Source organism: Microbacterium sp., from assembly GCF_044508325.1.
In the GTDB taxonomy this organism is placed as follows: Bacteria; Actinomycetota; Actinomycetes; order Actinomycetales; family Microbacteriaceae; genus Microbacterium.
Genome location: NZ_JBIQHX010000025.1, coordinates 1 through 15,452, shown reverse-complemented (window position 1 = coordinate 15,452; position 15,452 = coordinate 1). Strand labels below are relative to the sequence as shown.

Here is a 15,452-nt window from a genome sequence, read left to right as displayed (position 1 = left end):
ACGGCGTAGGGTCGGGGCCATGTGCCGCAACATCCATACGCTCCACAACTTCGAGCCCGCCGCGACCTCCGAGGAGGTGCACGCCGCAGCGCTGCAGTACGTGCGCAAGATCGCGGGCACGACCAAGCCCTCCAAGGCGAACCAGGAGGCGTTCGACCGCGCCGTCCACGAGATCGCGCACGCGACGCAGCATCTGCTCGACGACCTGGTGACCACGGCGCCGCCGAAGAACCGCGAGGAGGAGGCGGCGAAGGCGCGCGCCCGCGCCGTCAAGTCCGGCCGCTACGCCGCCGCCTGAGGCCCGGTTCGACGCGCTGGGGCCGCGGGTAGGCTGGATCCGTGAGCATGGAGATGGAACTCGGCCGCGCCAAGCGCGCCCGGCGCGCGTACACGTTCGACGACATCGCGGTCGTGCCGTCGCGGCGCACGCGCAACCCCGAGGATGTCTCCACGGCGTGGTCGATCGACGCGTTCCCGTTCGACATCCCGGTCATCGGCGCACCCATGGACTCCGTCGTGAGCCCGGCGACCGCGATCATGCTCGGACGGCTCGGGGGCCTGGGCGTGCTCGACCTCGAGGGTCTGTGGACCCGATACGAGGACCCGCAGCCGATCCTCGACGAGATCGCCGGGCTCGACGACGGCGATGCCACGCGGCGCATGCAGCAGGTCTACTCCGAGCCGATCAAGCCCGAGCTTGTCACCCAGCGCCTGGCCGAGATCCGCGCCGGGGGCGTCACCGTCGCCGGTGCGCTCACCCCGCAGCGCACGCAGGACCTGTACGAGACCGTGGTCGCAGCCGGCGTCGACCTGTTCGTGATCCGCGGCACCACCGTCTCGGCCGAGCACGTGTCCAGCGTCGACCAGCCGCTGAACCTCAAGAAGTTCATCTACGACCTCGACGTCCCGGTGATCGTGGGCGGTGCCGCCACGTACACCGCGGCGCTGCATCTCATGCGCACCGGGGCGGCCGGCGTGCTCGTCGGGTTCGGCGGCGGCGCCGCCTCGACGACGCGGGTGACCCTCGGCATCCACGCCCCCATGGCCACCGCCGTGGCCGACGTCGCCGGCGCCCGCCGCGACTACCTCGATGAGTCGGGCGGCCGCTACGTGCACGTCATCGCCGACGGGGGAGTGGGCACGTCCGGCGACATCGTGAAGGCGCTCGCGATGGGGGCGGATGCCGTCATGCTCGGCGTGGCGCTCGCGCGCGCGACGGATGCCCCCGGCCAGGGGCACCACTGGGGCCCCGAGGCCCACCACCCGAAGCTTCCCCGCGGCCGGCGCGTCTCGGTCCCGCAGGTGGCCTCGCTCGAGGAGATCCTGTTCGGGCCGGCGCCGGTGGCCGACGGCACCGCGAACCTCATCGGGGCGCTGCGCAAGTCCATGGCGACCACGGGCTACTCCGACCTGAAGGAGTTCCAGCGCGTCGAGGTCGTGGTGGCGCCCTACGGGACGGTATGAGCCCGCGGCGCGCTCCCGACACAGCCCCCGCGCAGGTCTTCCCGCCGACGCTGCGCGAGGTGATGTTCCGGCCGCGCTGGCTCGGCCTGCTCGCCTTGTGCCTCGTGGTCGCCGCCGTGTTCGCGTGGCTCGGTCAGTGGCAGCTGAGCCGTGCGGTGGACGTCGATCCGCCGCCGCCGGGGGTCACCGAGCAGGTCGTCCCGATCGCCGACGTCGTCGCCCCCGGCGCATACCTGCCCGAGCCGTACGTCGGGCAGAAGGTGTCGGTGACCGGGCGCTGGATCCCGGAGGACTTCCTCGTCGTCTCCTCGCGCTTCAACGACGGAGTCGAAGGCTACTGGGTGACCGGGCAGCTGCGGCTGGGCGACAGTTCCGCCGCGGCGCCCACGTCGCTCGCCGTCGCGGTCGGGTGGGCGGCCACCCGTGCGGAGGCGGAGGCGGCGGCATCCGCCCTGTCCGTCCATGCCGAGAACGACCCCGGCGCGAGCCACGCGCTCACCGGCCGGCTCATCTCCGACGAGGGTCCTGCGGTGCCCCCGCGCGGCGCCGACCCGATGGAGATGACCCGCATGTCGCCGGCCGCCCTGCTCAGCCGGTGGCACGACATCGACGGCATCGAGGTGTACCGGCCGTTCCTCGCCGTCACCGATCCGCTGGGCGGCCTCGACGCCATCTCGTCGCCGGCGCCGGTCGAAGGCTCGGGGGTCAACTGGCTGAACATCTTCTACGCGGTCGAGTGGGCCGTGTTCGCCGGCTTCGCCTTCTACCTCTGGTACCGCCTCGCCCGGGACGCCTGGGAGCGCGAGCTCGAGGACTTCGAGGATGCCGAGCCCGACGAGGCGACGGCGTGACTCACTTCACGAGCCCCGGCCACACCACCGGGAGCGCCGTGAGGATCTGCTGAACGCAGATCGCGAGGAGGATGAGCCCGAACACCTTCTGGAAGATGTTCATCCCGGCATCCCCCAGGAGCTTGGCCAGGTACGGGCCGAAGAAGTAGATGAGCGCGGTCGCGACCGCTGAGATGGCCACGATCACGACGCCCCACAGGTAATCGGTGACGGCGGGGTTCTCCTTCGCGAAGGCGATCACGAGCGCGATGGCTCCGGGACCGGCGACGATCGGCATCGCGAGCGGCACGATGGCGGGGTTGCCCTGGTTCTGGGCCGGCATGATCGAGCCCGACCTCGTCATCATCGCCCAGGCGATCGAGGAGACGAACAGGAACCCGGCGATCTTGAGGGCGGGAACCCCCACCCCGAAGAACTGGAGGATCGTCGATCCGAGCAGCAGCGAGACCGTCAGCACCGCCATCACGCCGACCCCGGTCATGAGGGCGACGCGGCGCTGCTGCGCCATCGTGCGGCCCTGGGTGAGCGAGAGGAAGACCGGCAGTGTGCCGATCGGGTTGCAGATCGTGAACAGGGCGACGGCGGCCGTGATCAAGGTCGTCTCGTCGATGGCGGCCTCCTCGGGTCGGGCCCATCGTAGCGACCGCCCGGTGCCGGGTGCGGGCCCGCCGCGCGACTACAGGCGCGACGAGGCCTCGGTCAGCACGCTGCGCAGGATCTGCTCGATCTCGTCGAACTCGGCGGGCCCGATCGTCAGCGGCGGCGCCAGCTGGATCACCGGGTCGCCGCGGTCGTCGGCGCGGCAGTACAGGCCGGACTCGTACAGGGCCTTGGACAGGAACCCGCGCAGCAGCCGCTCGGATTCGTCCTCGTCGAAGGTCTGCTTCGTGGCCTTGTCCTTGACCAGCTCGATCCCGAAGAAGTAGCCGTCGCCGCGCACGTCGCCGACGATCGGCAGGTCGGTGAGGCGCTCCAGCGCCGCGCGGAACAGCGGCGAGTTCTCGCGCACGCGGGCGTTGAGGCCCTCCTCCTCGAAGATGTTCAGGTTCTCCAGCGCCACGGCGGTCGAGACCGGGTGTCCGCCGAAGGTGTAGCCGTGGTAGAAGGTGGTGTCGCCGGTCGAGAACGGCTCGTAGATCCGGTCGCTGATGACCGTTCCGCCCAGGGGCGCGTATCCGCTGGTCACGCCCTTGGCGAAGGTGATCATGTCGGGCTGGTATCCGAACGTCTCGCAGGCGAACATCGAGCCGATGCGCCCGAACGCGCAGATCACCTCGTCCGACACGAGCAGCACATCGTGGCGGTCGCAGATCTCGCGCACGCGCTGGAAGTACCCGGGCGGCGGGGGGAAGCATCCACCCGAGTTCTGCACCGGCTCCAGGAACACCGCCGCGACCGTGTCGGGGCCCTCGAACTCGATCATCTCCTCGATGCGGTCGGCCGCCCACACGCCGAACGCCTCGAGGTCGTCGGCGGGCCCGCCCATCTCGGCGGCCCGGTAGAAGTTCGTGTTCGGCACGCGGAACCCGCCCGGGGTCAGCGGCTCGAACGGGGCCTTCATGCCGGGGATGCCGGTGATCGCCAGGGCGCCCTGCGGGGTGCCGTGGTAGGCGACCGAGCGCGAGATGACCTTGTGCTTGGTGGGCTTGCCGCGCAGCTTGAAGTACTGCTTGGCGAGCTTGAACGCGGTCTCGACGGCCTCGCCGCCGCCGGTGGAGAAGAACACCTTGTTGAGGTCGCCGGGGGCATAGCCGGCGAGGCGGTCGGCGAGCTCGATCGCGGCGGGGTGGGCGTACGACCACAGCGGGAAGAACGCGAGCTGCTCGGCCTGCCGTGCGACGGCTTCGGCCAGGCGCTTGCGGCCGTGGCCCGCGTTGACGACGAACAGACCCGAGAGACCGTCGAAGTACCTGTTGCCCTCGGCATCCCAGATGTGGTGGCCGTCGCCGCGCACGATGATGGGCACGCCGTCGCGCTCGAGGGTCGACTGGCGGGTGAAGTGCATCCAGAGGTGATCACGCGCCTTCGCCTGCAGATCGGCGGTGTCGTAGGCGGTCACAGCGGCTTCGCCGGCGATGGTCATGGGGGCTCCTCGGCTGTTCCTGCGGCTTCTCGGGGCTCTCTCGACGATACTCCCCGTGCCGCAGGCCCACGTAGACTGGGGGCATGCCCGCACCCAAGCCCGCCTCTTTCCCGAAGATCCGGGGCGCGCTGCGGTTCTACCAGATCTGCTCGGTGATCACCGGCACGTTCCTGCTGCTGCTGGTGGCCGAGATGGTCATCAAATACGGGTTCGGCTACGAGCTGTTCGTGGGCGGATCGGGCGGCGCCGTGTGGTGGGCACCGGTGATCGAGGGTGCCGACGGGCACGTCTCCACCGGCGACGGGCTGAACGTCTCGATGACGATCCTGGTCGTGCACGGCTGGTTCTACGTCGTCTACCTGTTCTCGTGCTTCCGCGTGTGGAGCCTCATGCGCTGGCCGTTCTGGCGGTTCCTGCTGCTGGCCGCCGGCGGTGTCGTGCCCTTCCTCTCGTTCATCATGGAGGCCATCGTCGGCCGCGACGTCAAGCGGTACCTCGCCTCGCGCGAGGCCGACGCCGACGCCGACGCCGACGCCGACGCCACGCACGCGCCGGCCGACCACTCCACGCTCACCACCACCATCCCGATCGAAGGCGACAGGTGACAGCACACGACGACACGGCTCCGCCGACCGAACACCGTCCCGTCCTCGTCGTCGACTTCGGCGCCCAGTATGCGCAGCTGATCGCGCGTCGCGTGCGCGAGGCCGGCGTGTACAGCGAGATCGTGCCGCACTCGGCGACCGCCGCCGAGATCGCGGCGAAGAACCCCGTGGGCATCATCCTCTCCGGCGGGCCGTCGTCGGTGTACGAGCCCGGTGCGCCGCAACTCGACCCCGCGGTGCTCGAGCTGGGCGTGCCGACGCTCGGCATCTGCTACGGCTTCCAGGTGATGGCGCAGGTGCTCGGCGGCGAGGTGGCGAACACCGGCCTGCGCGAGTACGGAGCGACGGATGCCGCGCTCAGCGCCGACGGCGGCGTGCTGCTGGGCGACCAGCCCGCCGACCAGACCGTGTGGATGAGCCACGGCGACCAGGTGGCGCGCGCCCCCGAGGGCTTCGACGTTCTGGCGTCCACCCGGGCGACGCCGGTGGCAGCCTTCGCCAGCGACGAGCGCCGGATGTACGGCGTGCAGTGGCATCCCGAGGTGAAGCACACCGCGTACGGGCAGCGGGTCATCGAGAACTTCCTGCACCGGGCGGCGGGCCTTGCTGCCGACTGGAACAGCGGCAACGTGATCGCCGAGCAGGTCGCCCGGATCCGTGAGCAGGTGGGTTCGGCGCAGGTCATCTGCGCGCTGTCCGGCGGGGTGGACTCCGCGGTGGCGGCCGCGCTCGTGCACGAGGCGGTCGGCGACCAGCTGGTGTGCGTGTTCGTCGACCACGGCCTGCTGCGCAAGGGTGAGCGCGAGCAGGTGGAGCAGGACTACGTGGCGGCCACCGGCATCCGTCTGGTCACCATCGACGCGCGCGACCGGTTCCTCGACGCGCTCGCCGGGGTGAGCGATCCCGAGCAGAAGCGCAAGATCATCGGGCGCGAGTTCATCCGCACGTTCGAGGCCGCCGAGCGCTCCCTCGTGGAGGAGGCCGCCGCCGACGGCCAGCCGATCCGGTTCCTCGTGCAGGGCACCCTCTACCCCGATGTCGTCGAGTCCGGCGGCGGAGCGGGCACGGCCAACATCAAGTCGCACCACAACGTGGGCGGGCTGCCCGACGACCTGCAGTTCGAGCTCGTCGAGCCGCTGCGGACCCTCTTCAAGGACGAGGTGCGCGCCATCGGGCGCGAGCTCGGCCTGCCCCGTGAGATCGTCGAGCGTCAGCCGTTCCCGGGGCCGGGGCTGGGCATCCGCATCGTCGGCGAGGTCACCCGCGACCGGCTCGAGATCCTGCGCGAGGCCGATGCGATCGCACGCGCCGAGCTGACGGAGGCCGGTCTCGACGGCGAGATCTGGCAGTGCCCGGTCGTGCTGCTGGCCGATGTGCGGTCGGTGGGCGTGCAGGGCGACGGCCGCACCTACGGGCACCCGATCGTGCTGCGACCGGTCTCGAGCGAGGACGCGATGACCGCCGACTGGACCCGCCTGCCGTACGACGTGCTGGCGCGGATCTCGAACCGCATCACCAATGAGGTGCGCGAGGTCAACCGGGTCGTGCTCGATGTGACGTCGAAGCCGCCCGGCACCATCGAGTGGGAGTGACCCGCGCCCACCCTGCGCCCCTGCCGCGCCGAACCCATCGCTTCGGTGCGAACCCATCGCTTTGATGCGCGCGGAATCGATGGGTTCGTACGATTTCGATGGGTTCGGGAGGGGGGTCAGCGACCGGGCCAGGTCTTGCCGGCCCAGGGGTCGTAGTCGGCGATGAAGTCCTCCTGCGGAGGGCGGGATGCCTCCGGCACATGCTGCAGGTTGATCCGCACGCGGTACCAGAGCGAGCTCGACCCGCGCATGCCGTCGACGAGGACGTCGGCCGGGTGCAGCAGGCCTGCGGCATCGGGATGCTGCGCCTTCCACTCCTCGAGCGCCGCCTCCGCCTCGGGCTTGGTCTTCGTGCGTGCGATCTCGATGAGCGGCATCGTGCTCTCGCGGCGCCCCGATCCGCTCGTGCCGCGCGGAGGCTTCTCGGCCGGCCCGAGCTCCTCCGCGAGGCGCAGCAGTCCGTCGAGGGTTCCCACGGCCTCATCGATGCCGGCGTGCGGATCGCCGTGCTCGGCGAACCGGGCGGGGACGGTGCGCACCGTGAACGCCTCGGGGCGCGCGGTGCGCACGTCGCTCCATGACAGCGGCGCCGAGACCCGCGCGTCGGGCCTCGGCCGCACCGAGTACGCGGAGGCGACGGTGCGGTCTTTGGCGTTCTGGTTGAAGTCGACGAAGACGCTCTCGCCGCGCTCCTCCTTCCACCACCGCGCGGTGGCCAGGCCCGGCGCGCGGCGCTCGACCTCGCGGGCGAGGGTCTCGGCCGCCAGCCGCACCTGGCGGAACTCCCACTCCGGCGCGATGCGAACGAGGATGTGCATGCCGCGCGATCCGCTCGTCTTCGGCCAGCCGACCAGGCCCACCTCGTCGAGCACGTCCTGCACCACGAGGGCGACGTCGACGATCTGGCCCCATTCCACGCCGGGCATGGGATCGAGGTCGATGCGCAGCTCGTCCGGGTGGTCGAGGTCCTCGGCGCGCACGGCGTGCGGGTTGAGGTCGAGGCATCCCAGGTTCACGACCCACGCGAGGCCGGCGGCATCCCGGATCACCGCCTCTTCGGCCGACCGCCCCGAGGCGTAGTGCAGGGTGGCGGTGTCGATGAAGTCGGGGCGGTTCTCGGGCACCCGCTTCTGGAAGAACGGCTCGGCGTCGATGCCCTTGACGAAGCGCTTGAGCACCATCGGCCGGCCGCCGGCGCCGCGCAGCGCCCCGTCGGCGACCGCCAGGTAGTACTCCACGAGATCGAGCTTGGTGAGCCCCGGCGAGGGGAAGACGATCTTGCCCGGGTGCGAGATGCGCACCTCGTGGTCGCCGACGTCGATGAAGGTCTCGTCCGCCATCGCTTCACGCTAGCGGGGCCGCCCTCGCGCCGGAAGGCGTTGACACGGGAAGGCGGGCGCAGAGACGACGGAGGGGCCGCCCGAGCGGGCGACCCCTCCGTCGAAAGATGCGACTACTGCGACCGCGCGATGGCGATGATGCGCAGGATCTCGATGTACAGCCAGACGACGGTCACCATGATGCCGAAGCCGCCGAGCCAGCCGTACTGGCGCGGGGCGCCGTTGCGCACGCCCTGCTGGATCGAGTCGAAGTCGAGCACCAGCGAGTACGCGGCCATGATGACCACGAGCACGCCGATGAGGATGCCGAGCGGGATGCCGAAGATCTTCTCGCTGTAGAGGCCGAAGGCGCCGTCGGTGACGCCGGTCCACATCAGCACGAGGTTGATGAGGGCGAACGCCAGGTAGCCGAACATGGCGATCATGAAGATCTTGGTGGCCTTCTTCGACGCGCGGATCTTGCCGCTGGCGAACAGGGCGAGCGTGACGCCGACGACCGCGAGGGTCGCGATGGTGGCCTGCATCACGATGCCCGGCCAGATCGCCTCGAAGAACGCCGAGATCCCACCGACGAACAGTCCCTCGAACGCCGCGTAGGCGAGGATCAGCCCGGGGCGCACCTTCTTGCGCGAGGTGAAGATGACGACCATGGCGAGCACGAAGCCGCCGAGCATGCCGATGATCCACGGCATCATCGTCGGGGACGTGTTGACGGTGCCGTCCCACGTCGACATGGTCCAGATCCAGCCGGCCACCGCGGTGACGAGGAGGACCGCGAACAGGCCGAGCGTCTTGAAGACGGTGTCTTCGACCGTCATCCGTCCGGTCTCGATGGCTCCGGCCGGCGGAGCGGCGAACGCTCCCTCCAGCTGGGCGTTGGCGGCGGTGTCGACGCTCTGCTGCTTGGCGGTCGCGAACTGCGTGCTGCCACCGAGCCGGCCGGCCTGCGGCCCGCCCGGGTAGGTCTGCACGGCGCGCGGGTCTTGGAACGCCGGGTTGTTGAATGCGGGGTTGTTGAGGGCCATCGCTCTCACACTCCTGGTTTTCGCTGAAGAAGCTGTTGATCCAGCGTATCGGAACAGGCGTCCCTGACGGCGCGGGAATCCTGTGATCACTCTATGAACAGCGGCTAGCGTGGAAGGGTGAGCCGCAGGCATCCCCTCGTCATCGGCCACCGCGGAGCACCGGGGTACCGTCCTGAACACGCGCGGTCGTCGTACGCGCTGGCCCTGGCCAGCGGTGTCGACGCGGTCGAGCCCGATGTCGTCGTCTCGCGCGACGGGGTGCTGGTGGTGCGGCACGAGAACGAGATCTCGGAGACGACGGATGTCTCGGCCCGCCCGGAGTTCGCCGACCGCCGCACCACGAAGACCGTCGACGGCGTGGAGACGACCGGGTGGTTCACGGAGGACCTCACGTGGGACGAGCTGTCGACCCTGCGCTGTCGCGAGCGGCTGCCGCAGCTGCGGCCGGGAAGCGCCGCGTTCGACGATGTGGAACCGGTGCTGCGACTGCGCGACGTGCTCGACCTCGTGTGGGCCGCGTCGATCGACCAGCAGCGGCCGATCGGCGTGGTGCTCGAGGTCAAGCACGCGACCCACTTCGCGCAGCACGGGCACGATGTCGCGCAGCTCGTGCACGCCGAACTGACCGATGCGGGGTGGGCGCGGGGGGAGCAGTCGCTGGTGATCGAGTCGTTCGAGGCGACGGTGCTGGGCGAGCTGCAGAGCCGCGGAGTGCGCGCGACGTACGTGTACCTCATCGAGGCCACCGGACGGCCGTACGACCTCATCGTCGCCCGCGGCGAGCGCGCCGCGCCGACGTATCGCTCGTTCACGCAGCCGGAGGGTCTCGACCGGCTGGCGGAGCGGTTCGACGGCATCAGCGTGCACAAGCGGCTGATCCTCGGCGACGGGGCGCTGGTGGCGGCGGCCCACGAGCGGGGGCTGGAGGTGTACGTGTGGACATGCCGACCGGAGAATGCCTTCCTGGCGCGCCGGTTCCGGCTGCCCGGCGGACCGGCCGCGTTCGGCGATTTCGCGCGGGAGTGGGGGCAGCTGCGGGATGCCGGTGTCGACGGCGTGTTCGTCGACCATCCCGACCTCGGCCTCGCCGCGTTTCGTTAGAGCTCCCTCACATAAGCCGGATCTCGTTGACGCCGTGCCGCGACTCGGCCTATCTTCAGGGCATCTCCTCCTCCCCCCTGAGGAGATGCCCCCTGCAGGAACTGCCCCGCAGGACGGCCCCGGCGCACACGCAGCGTGGATAGCCCCCACCGCTGCGCGGGAACCAGCCTGGTGATCGCCGGGGCCTTTCCCGTGCAGCCGACGTCAGGTGCAGAGCACGGGGGTGTCGCTCTGACCGAACCGGTAGTCGTAGGTGGTGCCGTCGGCGGTCACGATCACCTGCATGCCGTCGACGAGAGCCTGAGTGTAGGTCTCACCCGGCTTCCCGCAGCCGAGGGCGCCGCTCGACCAGGTGACGGCGAGGGCGGCGACGAGCTCGGGCTCGCCCGTGACGCCGCGCTCGGCGAGGTCGGCGACGATGGCGTCCCACCGCGCCGGCGGGACGTCGGTCGGATCGCCGGAGGCGACCGGCTGGCCGGGACCGATCCCGGGGGCGAGCGGACTGGATGAGCTGGACGGGTACAGGGTGCTGGCGGGCTGGGTCGGCGGCGTCGACTCGGTCACGGCTCCTCCTTCGCCCGGGGCACCGCTCGCGCACGCGGTGAGCGACAGCAGGAGCACTGCCCCCGCGATCACCGCTGCACGTCTCACGATGCCTCCCGTTCCGTGGGGCCAGCGTAGGGGCGGGGCCTGCGAGTTGCCCGAACGTGCCCGAGGAGGACCCGGTACGTTGGCGTCGTATGGATGCGTCCTCTCGCTGCCCACGGCGCAGCACCTCGCCGCGGGAGCCGGGGGCCGGAAGGGCCTGACGCGCGGGATATTGTCGAAGGATGACGACGGCTGGGCGCAGAGGCATCCTCGCCGTCGTCACCGCTCTGGTGCTGCTCGGGCTCGGCGCCGGTCTGGGCGTCGTCGTCGGCGACGCGCTCGGCATCCGCACCGAACCCGCCACGCAGATGTCGCCGCCCGATGCCGCCGTCCCGTCGGCGCAGCCCGCCGTCGCACCTCCGGAGTTCACCGTCGTCGAGACTCCGGACGGCGCCCGGTTCGAGGCCGCGGTCGCCTCGCTGCGCGCCGCCGTCGAGGCCGCGGTCGAGGGAGGGCGCGCCACGGTGGGGGAGGCATCCCTCACCGTCGTCGCTCCCGCCGACCACGCCGGCTCCGACACCGGGCCGGAGGGCGGCGACGCCTATCGGATCACCGGAGACGCGACCGCCCTGCAGATCGAGGCCGAGACCACGGCCGGCGCGGTGCGGGGCGTCTACGACCTCGCCGCCGCGGTGCGCGCCGGCCAGGCGATCGACGGGCTGATCGGCGCGCACGCGGCATCCCGCCTGCCCTTGCGGATGGTCGACCTCGGGGCCGTGGGCGTCGTCGCCGACCCGGCCGAGTGGGCGCCGGGCACGAATTACTCGCACGTGTCTGACGCGTTCCGTGAGGTGTACCTCGCCGAGCCTCCGTATATCGATGAGGATGCGCTCGCGGTGGCGTACGAGGAGTGGGACGCGTTCCTGCGGCACGTCGCCGCACTCGGGTACAACGCGACGGCGTGGCCCGGGTTCCTGGAGTACGCGGTGATGCCGGGCGGCGTGTATCCGGAGGGCGATGAGCACGCCGCACGCACGGCCGCGCTGCGCCACGCGTTCGGCCCGTTCTGGGAGCGCGCCGCCGCGCTCGGCATCGGTGTGTATCTGCGCACCGACATGCTCGCGCTCACCCCGGCGCTGAACGACTACTTCACCGCACGCTTCGGGTCGGCAGACACCGAGAACCCGGACCTGTGGCAGGTGTACACCGACGCTCTCGACGAGCTCTACGCCGAGCACCCGGCGCTGCGCGGCGCGATCATCCGCATCGGTGAGGGCGGCGACATCTACCGGACGCCCGGGTGGGACTACTACTCGGCGCTCGCGGTGCGCACCGTGCCGGCGGTGCAGGCCATGCTCGAGGCGTTCACCGCGCAGGCCGAGGCGGCCGGCCGCGAGGTGATCTTCCGCACGTGGAGCGTCGGCATCGGCGAGGTGGGCGACATGCACACCAGCGCCGCATCGTACGAGGCGGTGCTCGGCGGCATCTCGTCGCCCGCGCTCATCGTGTCGACGAAGTACACCCTCGGCGACTTCTACAGCTGGCTGCCGCTGAACGACACGCTCGAGAGCGGCGACCATCGCCGCATCATCGAGTTCCAGAGCCGCCGCGAGTTCGAGGCCTTCGGCTCGTTCCCGACGAACCTGGGGCCCGAGTTCCAGTGGGCCCTGCAGGCCCTGCTCGCCGCGAACCCGCACATCGAGGGCGTCTGGACCTGGACGCAGGACGGCGGCCCCTGGCGGGCGGGGCCGATGGTCCTGTACCTGAAGGCGGGGTTCTGGCAGCTCTCCGAACTCAACACGATGGTGGCGGCCGCGCTGGCTCAGGACCCGGGGGCGGATGTCGGCCAGGTCACCGTCGACTGGGCGCGACGGTACTTCTCCGACGACCCGGCCACGGTGACGGCGATCGCCGAGGCGATGACGCACGCCCAGGACGCGATCCAGCACGGCCTGTACGTGGGCGCCTTCGCCGAGCAGCGCGTGTTCGCCCTGGGGCTCGAGCCCCCGCCGCAGATGCTGCTGTTCGAGTGGGACATCCTCACCGGCGACACCGCGACCCTCGACATGATGCACACGACCATCGGCCCGGACCGGATCGCGGAGGCGAATGCCGAGGCCGCGCGGGCGGTCACGACGGTCGAGCAGATGCACGCGACGATCAGCGGGACGGATGCCGCGACCTGGCGCGACCCGCAGCTGCGGCAGGACTTCCTCGACGCGCTGGACTACGAGGTCGATGTGCTGGGCCTGCTCGGCGCGTACCGCGCGATGTTCCTGCACGAGGCGACCTGGCACGCGACGCTGTCGGCCGAAGGCTACGACGCGTGGCGGGCGGCCCGCGACGACTTCGTGGCGCGCGCCGCCGCGCATCTGGAGCAGTACGAGGGGGATGTCGCCCACCCGGCATGGAACCTCACGGCCGCCCAGCTCGGGGTCGAGCGCGGCGACCGCGACCTCGCGATGGCGTGGGCGGCCCGCGTGCTGCTGGTGCTGGCGCTCGCCTGGGTGGTGATCGGCGTCCTCGCCGCGCGCACCCGGCTGGTGCGCCGGCCCGGTGCCGCCGCGGCGCGGGCCTCGTGGCTCGGGGCGACGCGGCCCTGGCGGGCGCGGGAGTCGACGCTGGGCTTCCTGCCGCTCGACCGCTGGCTGATCATCGTCGTGCCGGTCGGGCTGCTGGTCGCGACGCGGGCGGTGCAGACATCCCTCCTCTCCTGGACCCACCTCGCCGTCGTCTTCGCCGCCTGGGTGGTGTTCGCGCTGCTCGTGCGGCTGTTCGTGGGGCAGCGTTCGCCGTGGCCGGTGATCTCGGCGGTCGGCGGCGTGGTGGTGCTGCGCTGCATCCTGACGCTGGCTGCCCTGTCGTTCACGGGCCCCGGGGGATACTGGTACGGATTCTGGACGAGCCCCACGCTGCGCGCCGGGTACATCGCGATCGCCTTCGCCCTGTTCGTGTGGGTGTTCGTGACGGCCGGCTGGGCACTGTCGACGCAGCTGGGCGCGCGGCGGGCGACCGGTGCGGTGCTCGCATCGGTGGGCGGCGGGCTGCTGGTTCCGTCGATCGCGGTCGGGATCGTCGGGCTGGAACAGGCGCTGACGGTGTGGAACGACCAGCTGGGGCTGCTGCCGTGGGGAATGGCGCGGATCCTCGGGATCACGACGTTCCTCGAGATCCCGGCGGAGACGCCCTGGTATGCCGCCGGCTTCGGGACGGTGCTGCTGGTCGTCGGGCTGGTGCTGGCGCTCGCGGGCGGACGGCACGTGTACACGCGCGGCGACAGGTCGATCCGGCAGCGCTGAGCCGGCGGGCTGTCAACCCCCGCGGTCGGGTCAGCGTGGCGACGTATCGTCGCGGCCATGTTCGCTCAGGTTCGACAAAGGGCGCTCACGGCGGCCGGGCAGGCGGTCGCGACGGAACGGCTGGTGCTCGCGATCCGGGCCGCCGCGGCCGCGACGATCGCGTGGTATCTCGCTCCGCTCCTCCCACTCGCCGACGCCGATTATTCGTACTACGCGCCGCTCGGGGTGCTGGTGAGCATGCATCCGACGGTGGCCGACTCGCTGCGCAGCGGATTGCTCGCGCTGACCGGGCTGGGCAGCGGCATCCTGCTCGGGCTCGGCGGTCTGCTGCTGGTCTCTCTGGGTGCGCCAGGCGTGGTGGCGGTGGCGCTGGTGATCGTGGTCGGCGTGGTGCTCGGCGGCATCCAAGCTCTGGGGACCGGGCGGGACTGGATCGCGCTCGCCGGTCTGTTCGTGCTGCTGCTGGGCGGCCGGCAGCCGGATGACTTCTCGCTGTCGTTCCTGATCACGATGGCGTTCGGCGTCGTCGTGGGCGTGGCGGCGAACTACATCTTCCCGCCGGTGTACCTGCACGAGGCGGGGGAGCGCCTTGCGCTGCTGCGGGCGCGGATCGCGGAGGCGCTGGAGCACATGGCCGACATGGTCGGTGAGGGACGGATCGACGCGGAGATGCTGACGCAGGTGTCGGAAGATCTCACCAACCTCTCGTCGGAGGTGGCGGCGGAGGTGCGGAAGGCCGACCGCAGCCGGCGGGCGAATCCGCGGGCGCGGCGCTTGCGCGAGGTGCAGCAGGAGAACGACAACGCTTGGTGGATGCTGGAGTGGTCCACGTTCTTCGCCCGGGATCTCGCCGATCTGCTGCGTCGCTACCCGCGGATCTCAGAGGAGGGACGGGCGGACCTGCTCACCGCGGCACTGCGGCATACGGCCGATGCGGTGGCGGCCGCGCCGGGGGAGGGGTGGGACGAGGCCGACGACGCGGCGGAGGCGGTCGACGACTACCTGACGAGGCTGGATGCCGGCGAGACGCCGCTCGCAGACCGTCGCCCTGCGCTGGCGGCGGCCTCGGCGGTGGGCAGCCTGGTCGACATGACGCGGGAGCTCGCAGCGTCGGAGCGGTGAGGGCCTTCAGCGCGTGGGGACGATCTCCTTGCCGAGCGGGGCGAGCGAGACGGGGATCATCTTGAAGTCGGCGATCGCCATCGGGATGCCGATGATGGTGAGGCAGAGCGCGATGCCCGAGATGACGTGCAGGAGGGCCAGCCACCAGCCGGCGAGGATGACCCAGACGACGTTGCCGAGGAACGCCCAGGTGCCGGACGTCGACTTCTGCACGACGGTGCGGCCGAACGGCCAGAGCGCGTACCCGGCGATGCGGAATGAGGCGATGCCCCACGGGATCGTGACGATCAGGATGCACAGGATGAGGCCGGCGAGCATGTACCCGAGGAACAGCCAGAACCCGGACAGGATCAGCCAGATGATGTTGAGGATCGTGCGCACG

The 15,452-nt window shown here is 71.0% G+C and carries 14 protein-coding genes; 8 read left to right on the top strand and 6 right to left on the bottom strand.

All coding sequences use genetic code 11. The features are described 5' to 3' along the window. Positions 1-19 precede the first annotated feature (19 nt). Genes ACIWQI_RS14465 through ACIWQI_RS14455 form a run of 3 tightly spaced genes read left to right on the top strand, consistent with a single transcriptional unit; the run spans position 20 to position 2,315 of the window. The gene (locus ACIWQI_RS14465) at positions 20-298 is read left to right on the top strand and encodes a DUF2277 domain-containing protein (protein WP_396658446.1); all 279 of its coding nucleotides are present in this window, start codon (positions 20-22) and stop codon (positions 296-298) included. 47 nt (positions 299-345) lie between these two features. Next, positions 346-1,464, top strand: a complete 1,119-nt coding sequence (locus tag ACIWQI_RS14460) for a GuaB3 family IMP dehydrogenase-related protein (RefSeq protein ID WP_396658470.1) — start codon at positions 346-348, stop codon at positions 1,462-1,464. Then, positions 1,461-2,315, top strand: coding sequence for an SURF1 family protein (locus ACIWQI_RS14455; RefSeq protein ID WP_396658444.1), 855 nt, complete (start codon positions 1,461-1,463; stop codon positions 2,313-2,315). Before ACIWQI_RS14460 ends, ACIWQI_RS14455 begins: the two co-directional genes overlap by 4 nt. 1 nt (position 2,316) lies before the next feature. Here ACIWQI_RS14455 and ACIWQI_RS14450 read toward each other — a convergent pair whose 3' ends face one another. Together ACIWQI_RS14450 and ACIWQI_RS14445 are read right to left on the bottom strand one after the other, a co-directional pair. Continuing rightward, positions 2,317-2,910 carry a MarC family protein gene (locus tag ACIWQI_RS14450; protein ID WP_396658443.1) on the bottom strand — a complete coding sequence of 198 codons (594 nt, stop codon included), beginning with the start codon at positions 2,908-2,910 and terminating at the stop codon, positions 2,317-2,319. Between the two features lie 81 nt (positions 2,911-2,991). Then, a complete protein-coding gene (locus ACIWQI_RS14445; RefSeq protein ID WP_396658442.1) occupies positions 2,992-4,398 on the bottom strand; it encodes an aspartate aminotransferase family protein in 1,407 nt (468 codons plus the stop codon). A gap of 83 nt (positions 4,399-4,481) precedes the next feature. Here ACIWQI_RS14445 and ACIWQI_RS14440 point away from each other — a divergent pair, with 83 nt between their 5' ends. Next, a complete protein-coding gene (locus ACIWQI_RS14440; RefSeq protein ID WP_396658440.1) occupies positions 4,482-5,003 on the top strand; it encodes a DUF3817 domain-containing protein in 522 nt (173 codons plus the stop codon). Next, positions 5,000-6,595 carry a glutamine-hydrolyzing GMP synthase gene (gene guaA, locus ACIWQI_RS14435; protein ID WP_396658438.1) on the top strand — a complete coding sequence of 532 codons (1,596 nt, stop codon included), beginning with the start codon at positions 5,000-5,002 and terminating at the stop codon, positions 6,593-6,595. The genes ACIWQI_RS14440 and guaA overlap by 4 nt, the downstream gene beginning before the upstream one ends. Before the next feature lie 116 nt (positions 6,596-6,711). On the opposite strand, the gene ligD is transcribed toward guaA, so the two are convergent. Both ligD and ACIWQI_RS14425 read right to left on the bottom strand, forming a co-directional pair. Continuing rightward, a complete protein-coding gene (gene ligD / locus ACIWQI_RS14430) occupies positions 6,712-7,935 on the bottom strand; it encodes a non-homologous end-joining DNA ligase (RefSeq protein WP_396658436.1) in 1,224 nt (407 codons plus the stop codon). Between the two features lie 113 nt (positions 7,936-8,048). Beyond that, positions 8,049-8,960 carry a Bax inhibitor-1/YccA family protein gene (locus ACIWQI_RS14425; protein ID WP_396658434.1) on the bottom strand — a complete coding sequence of 304 codons (912 nt, stop codon included), beginning with the start codon at positions 8,958-8,960 and terminating at the stop codon, positions 8,049-8,051. A 117-nt stretch (positions 8,961-9,077) separates the two neighbouring features. Between ACIWQI_RS14425 and ACIWQI_RS14420 the strand changes: the two genes are divergently transcribed. Beyond that, positions 9,078-10,061 (top strand): glycerophosphodiester phosphodiesterase family protein, encoded by a 984-nt coding sequence (locus ACIWQI_RS14420; RefSeq protein ID WP_396658433.1) that lies wholly within the window; start codon positions 9,078-9,080, stop codon positions 10,059-10,061. A 204-nt stretch (positions 10,062-10,265) separates the two neighbouring features. Here the strand turns inward: ACIWQI_RS14420 and ACIWQI_RS14415 are convergent, their stop codons facing one another. Further along, positions 10,266-10,625, bottom strand: coding sequence for a hypothetical protein (locus ACIWQI_RS14415; RefSeq protein ID WP_396658431.1), 360 nt, complete (start codon positions 10,623-10,625; stop codon positions 10,266-10,268). Positions 10,626-10,891: 266 nt separating this feature from the next. Here ACIWQI_RS14415 and ACIWQI_RS14410 point away from each other — a divergent pair, with 266 nt between their 5' ends. After that, positions 10,892-13,948, top strand: a complete 3,057-nt coding sequence (locus tag ACIWQI_RS14410; protein WP_396658429.1) for a hypothetical protein — start codon at positions 10,892-10,894, stop codon at positions 13,946-13,948. Positions 13,949-14,005: 57 nt separating this feature from the next. Continuing rightward, on the top strand, positions 14,006-15,070 hold the full coding sequence (locus ACIWQI_RS14405; RefSeq protein WP_396658428.1) for an FUSC family protein: 1,065 nt from the start codon (positions 14,006-14,008) through the stop codon (positions 15,068-15,070). A 6-nt stretch (positions 15,071-15,076) separates the two neighbouring features. Here the strand turns inward: ACIWQI_RS14405 and ACIWQI_RS14400 are convergent, their stop codons facing one another. Beyond that, complete coding sequence (locus tag ACIWQI_RS14400; protein ID WP_396658426.1) at positions 15,077-15,451, bottom strand: YccF domain-containing protein; 375 nt, start codon at positions 15,449-15,451, stop codon at positions 15,077-15,079. Position 15,452: the final 1 nt, after the last annotated feature.

Bases quoted from the DNA above. Each gene is read 5' to 3' on its own strand.
- ligD (WP_396658436.1), bottom strand. From the start codon at position 7,935: ATGGCGGACGAGACCTTCATCGACGTCGGCGACCACGAGGTGCGCATC.
- ACIWQI_RS14440 (WP_396658440.1), top strand. From the start codon at position 4,482: ATGCCCGCACCCAAGCCCGCCTCTTTCCCGAAGATCCGGGGCGCGCTG.
- ACIWQI_RS14445 (WP_396658442.1), bottom strand. From the start codon at position 4,398: ATGACCATCGCCGGCGAAGCCGCTGTGACCGCCTACGACACCGCCGAT.
- ACIWQI_RS14455 (WP_396658444.1), top strand. From the start codon at position 1,461: ATGAGCCCGCGGCGCGCTCCCGACACAGCCCCCGCGCAGGTCTTCCCG.
- ACIWQI_RS14410 (WP_396658429.1), top strand. From the start codon at position 10,892: ATGACGACGGCTGGGCGCAGAGGCATCCTCGCCGTCGTCACCGCTCTG.
- ACIWQI_RS14465 (WP_396658446.1), top strand. From the start codon at position 20: ATGTGCCGCAACATCCATACGCTCCACAACTTCGAGCCCGCCGCGACC.
- ACIWQI_RS14425 (WP_396658434.1), bottom strand. From the start codon at position 8,960: ATGGCCCTCAACAACCCCGCATTCAACAACCCGGCGTTCCAAGACCCG.
- ACIWQI_RS14460 (WP_396658470.1), top strand. From the start codon at position 346: ATGGAGATGGAACTCGGCCGCGCCAAGCGCGCCCGGCGCGCGTACACG.
- ACIWQI_RS14405 (WP_396658428.1), top strand. From the start codon at position 14,006: ATGTTCGCTCAGGTTCGACAAAGGGCGCTCACGGCGGCCGGGCAGGCG.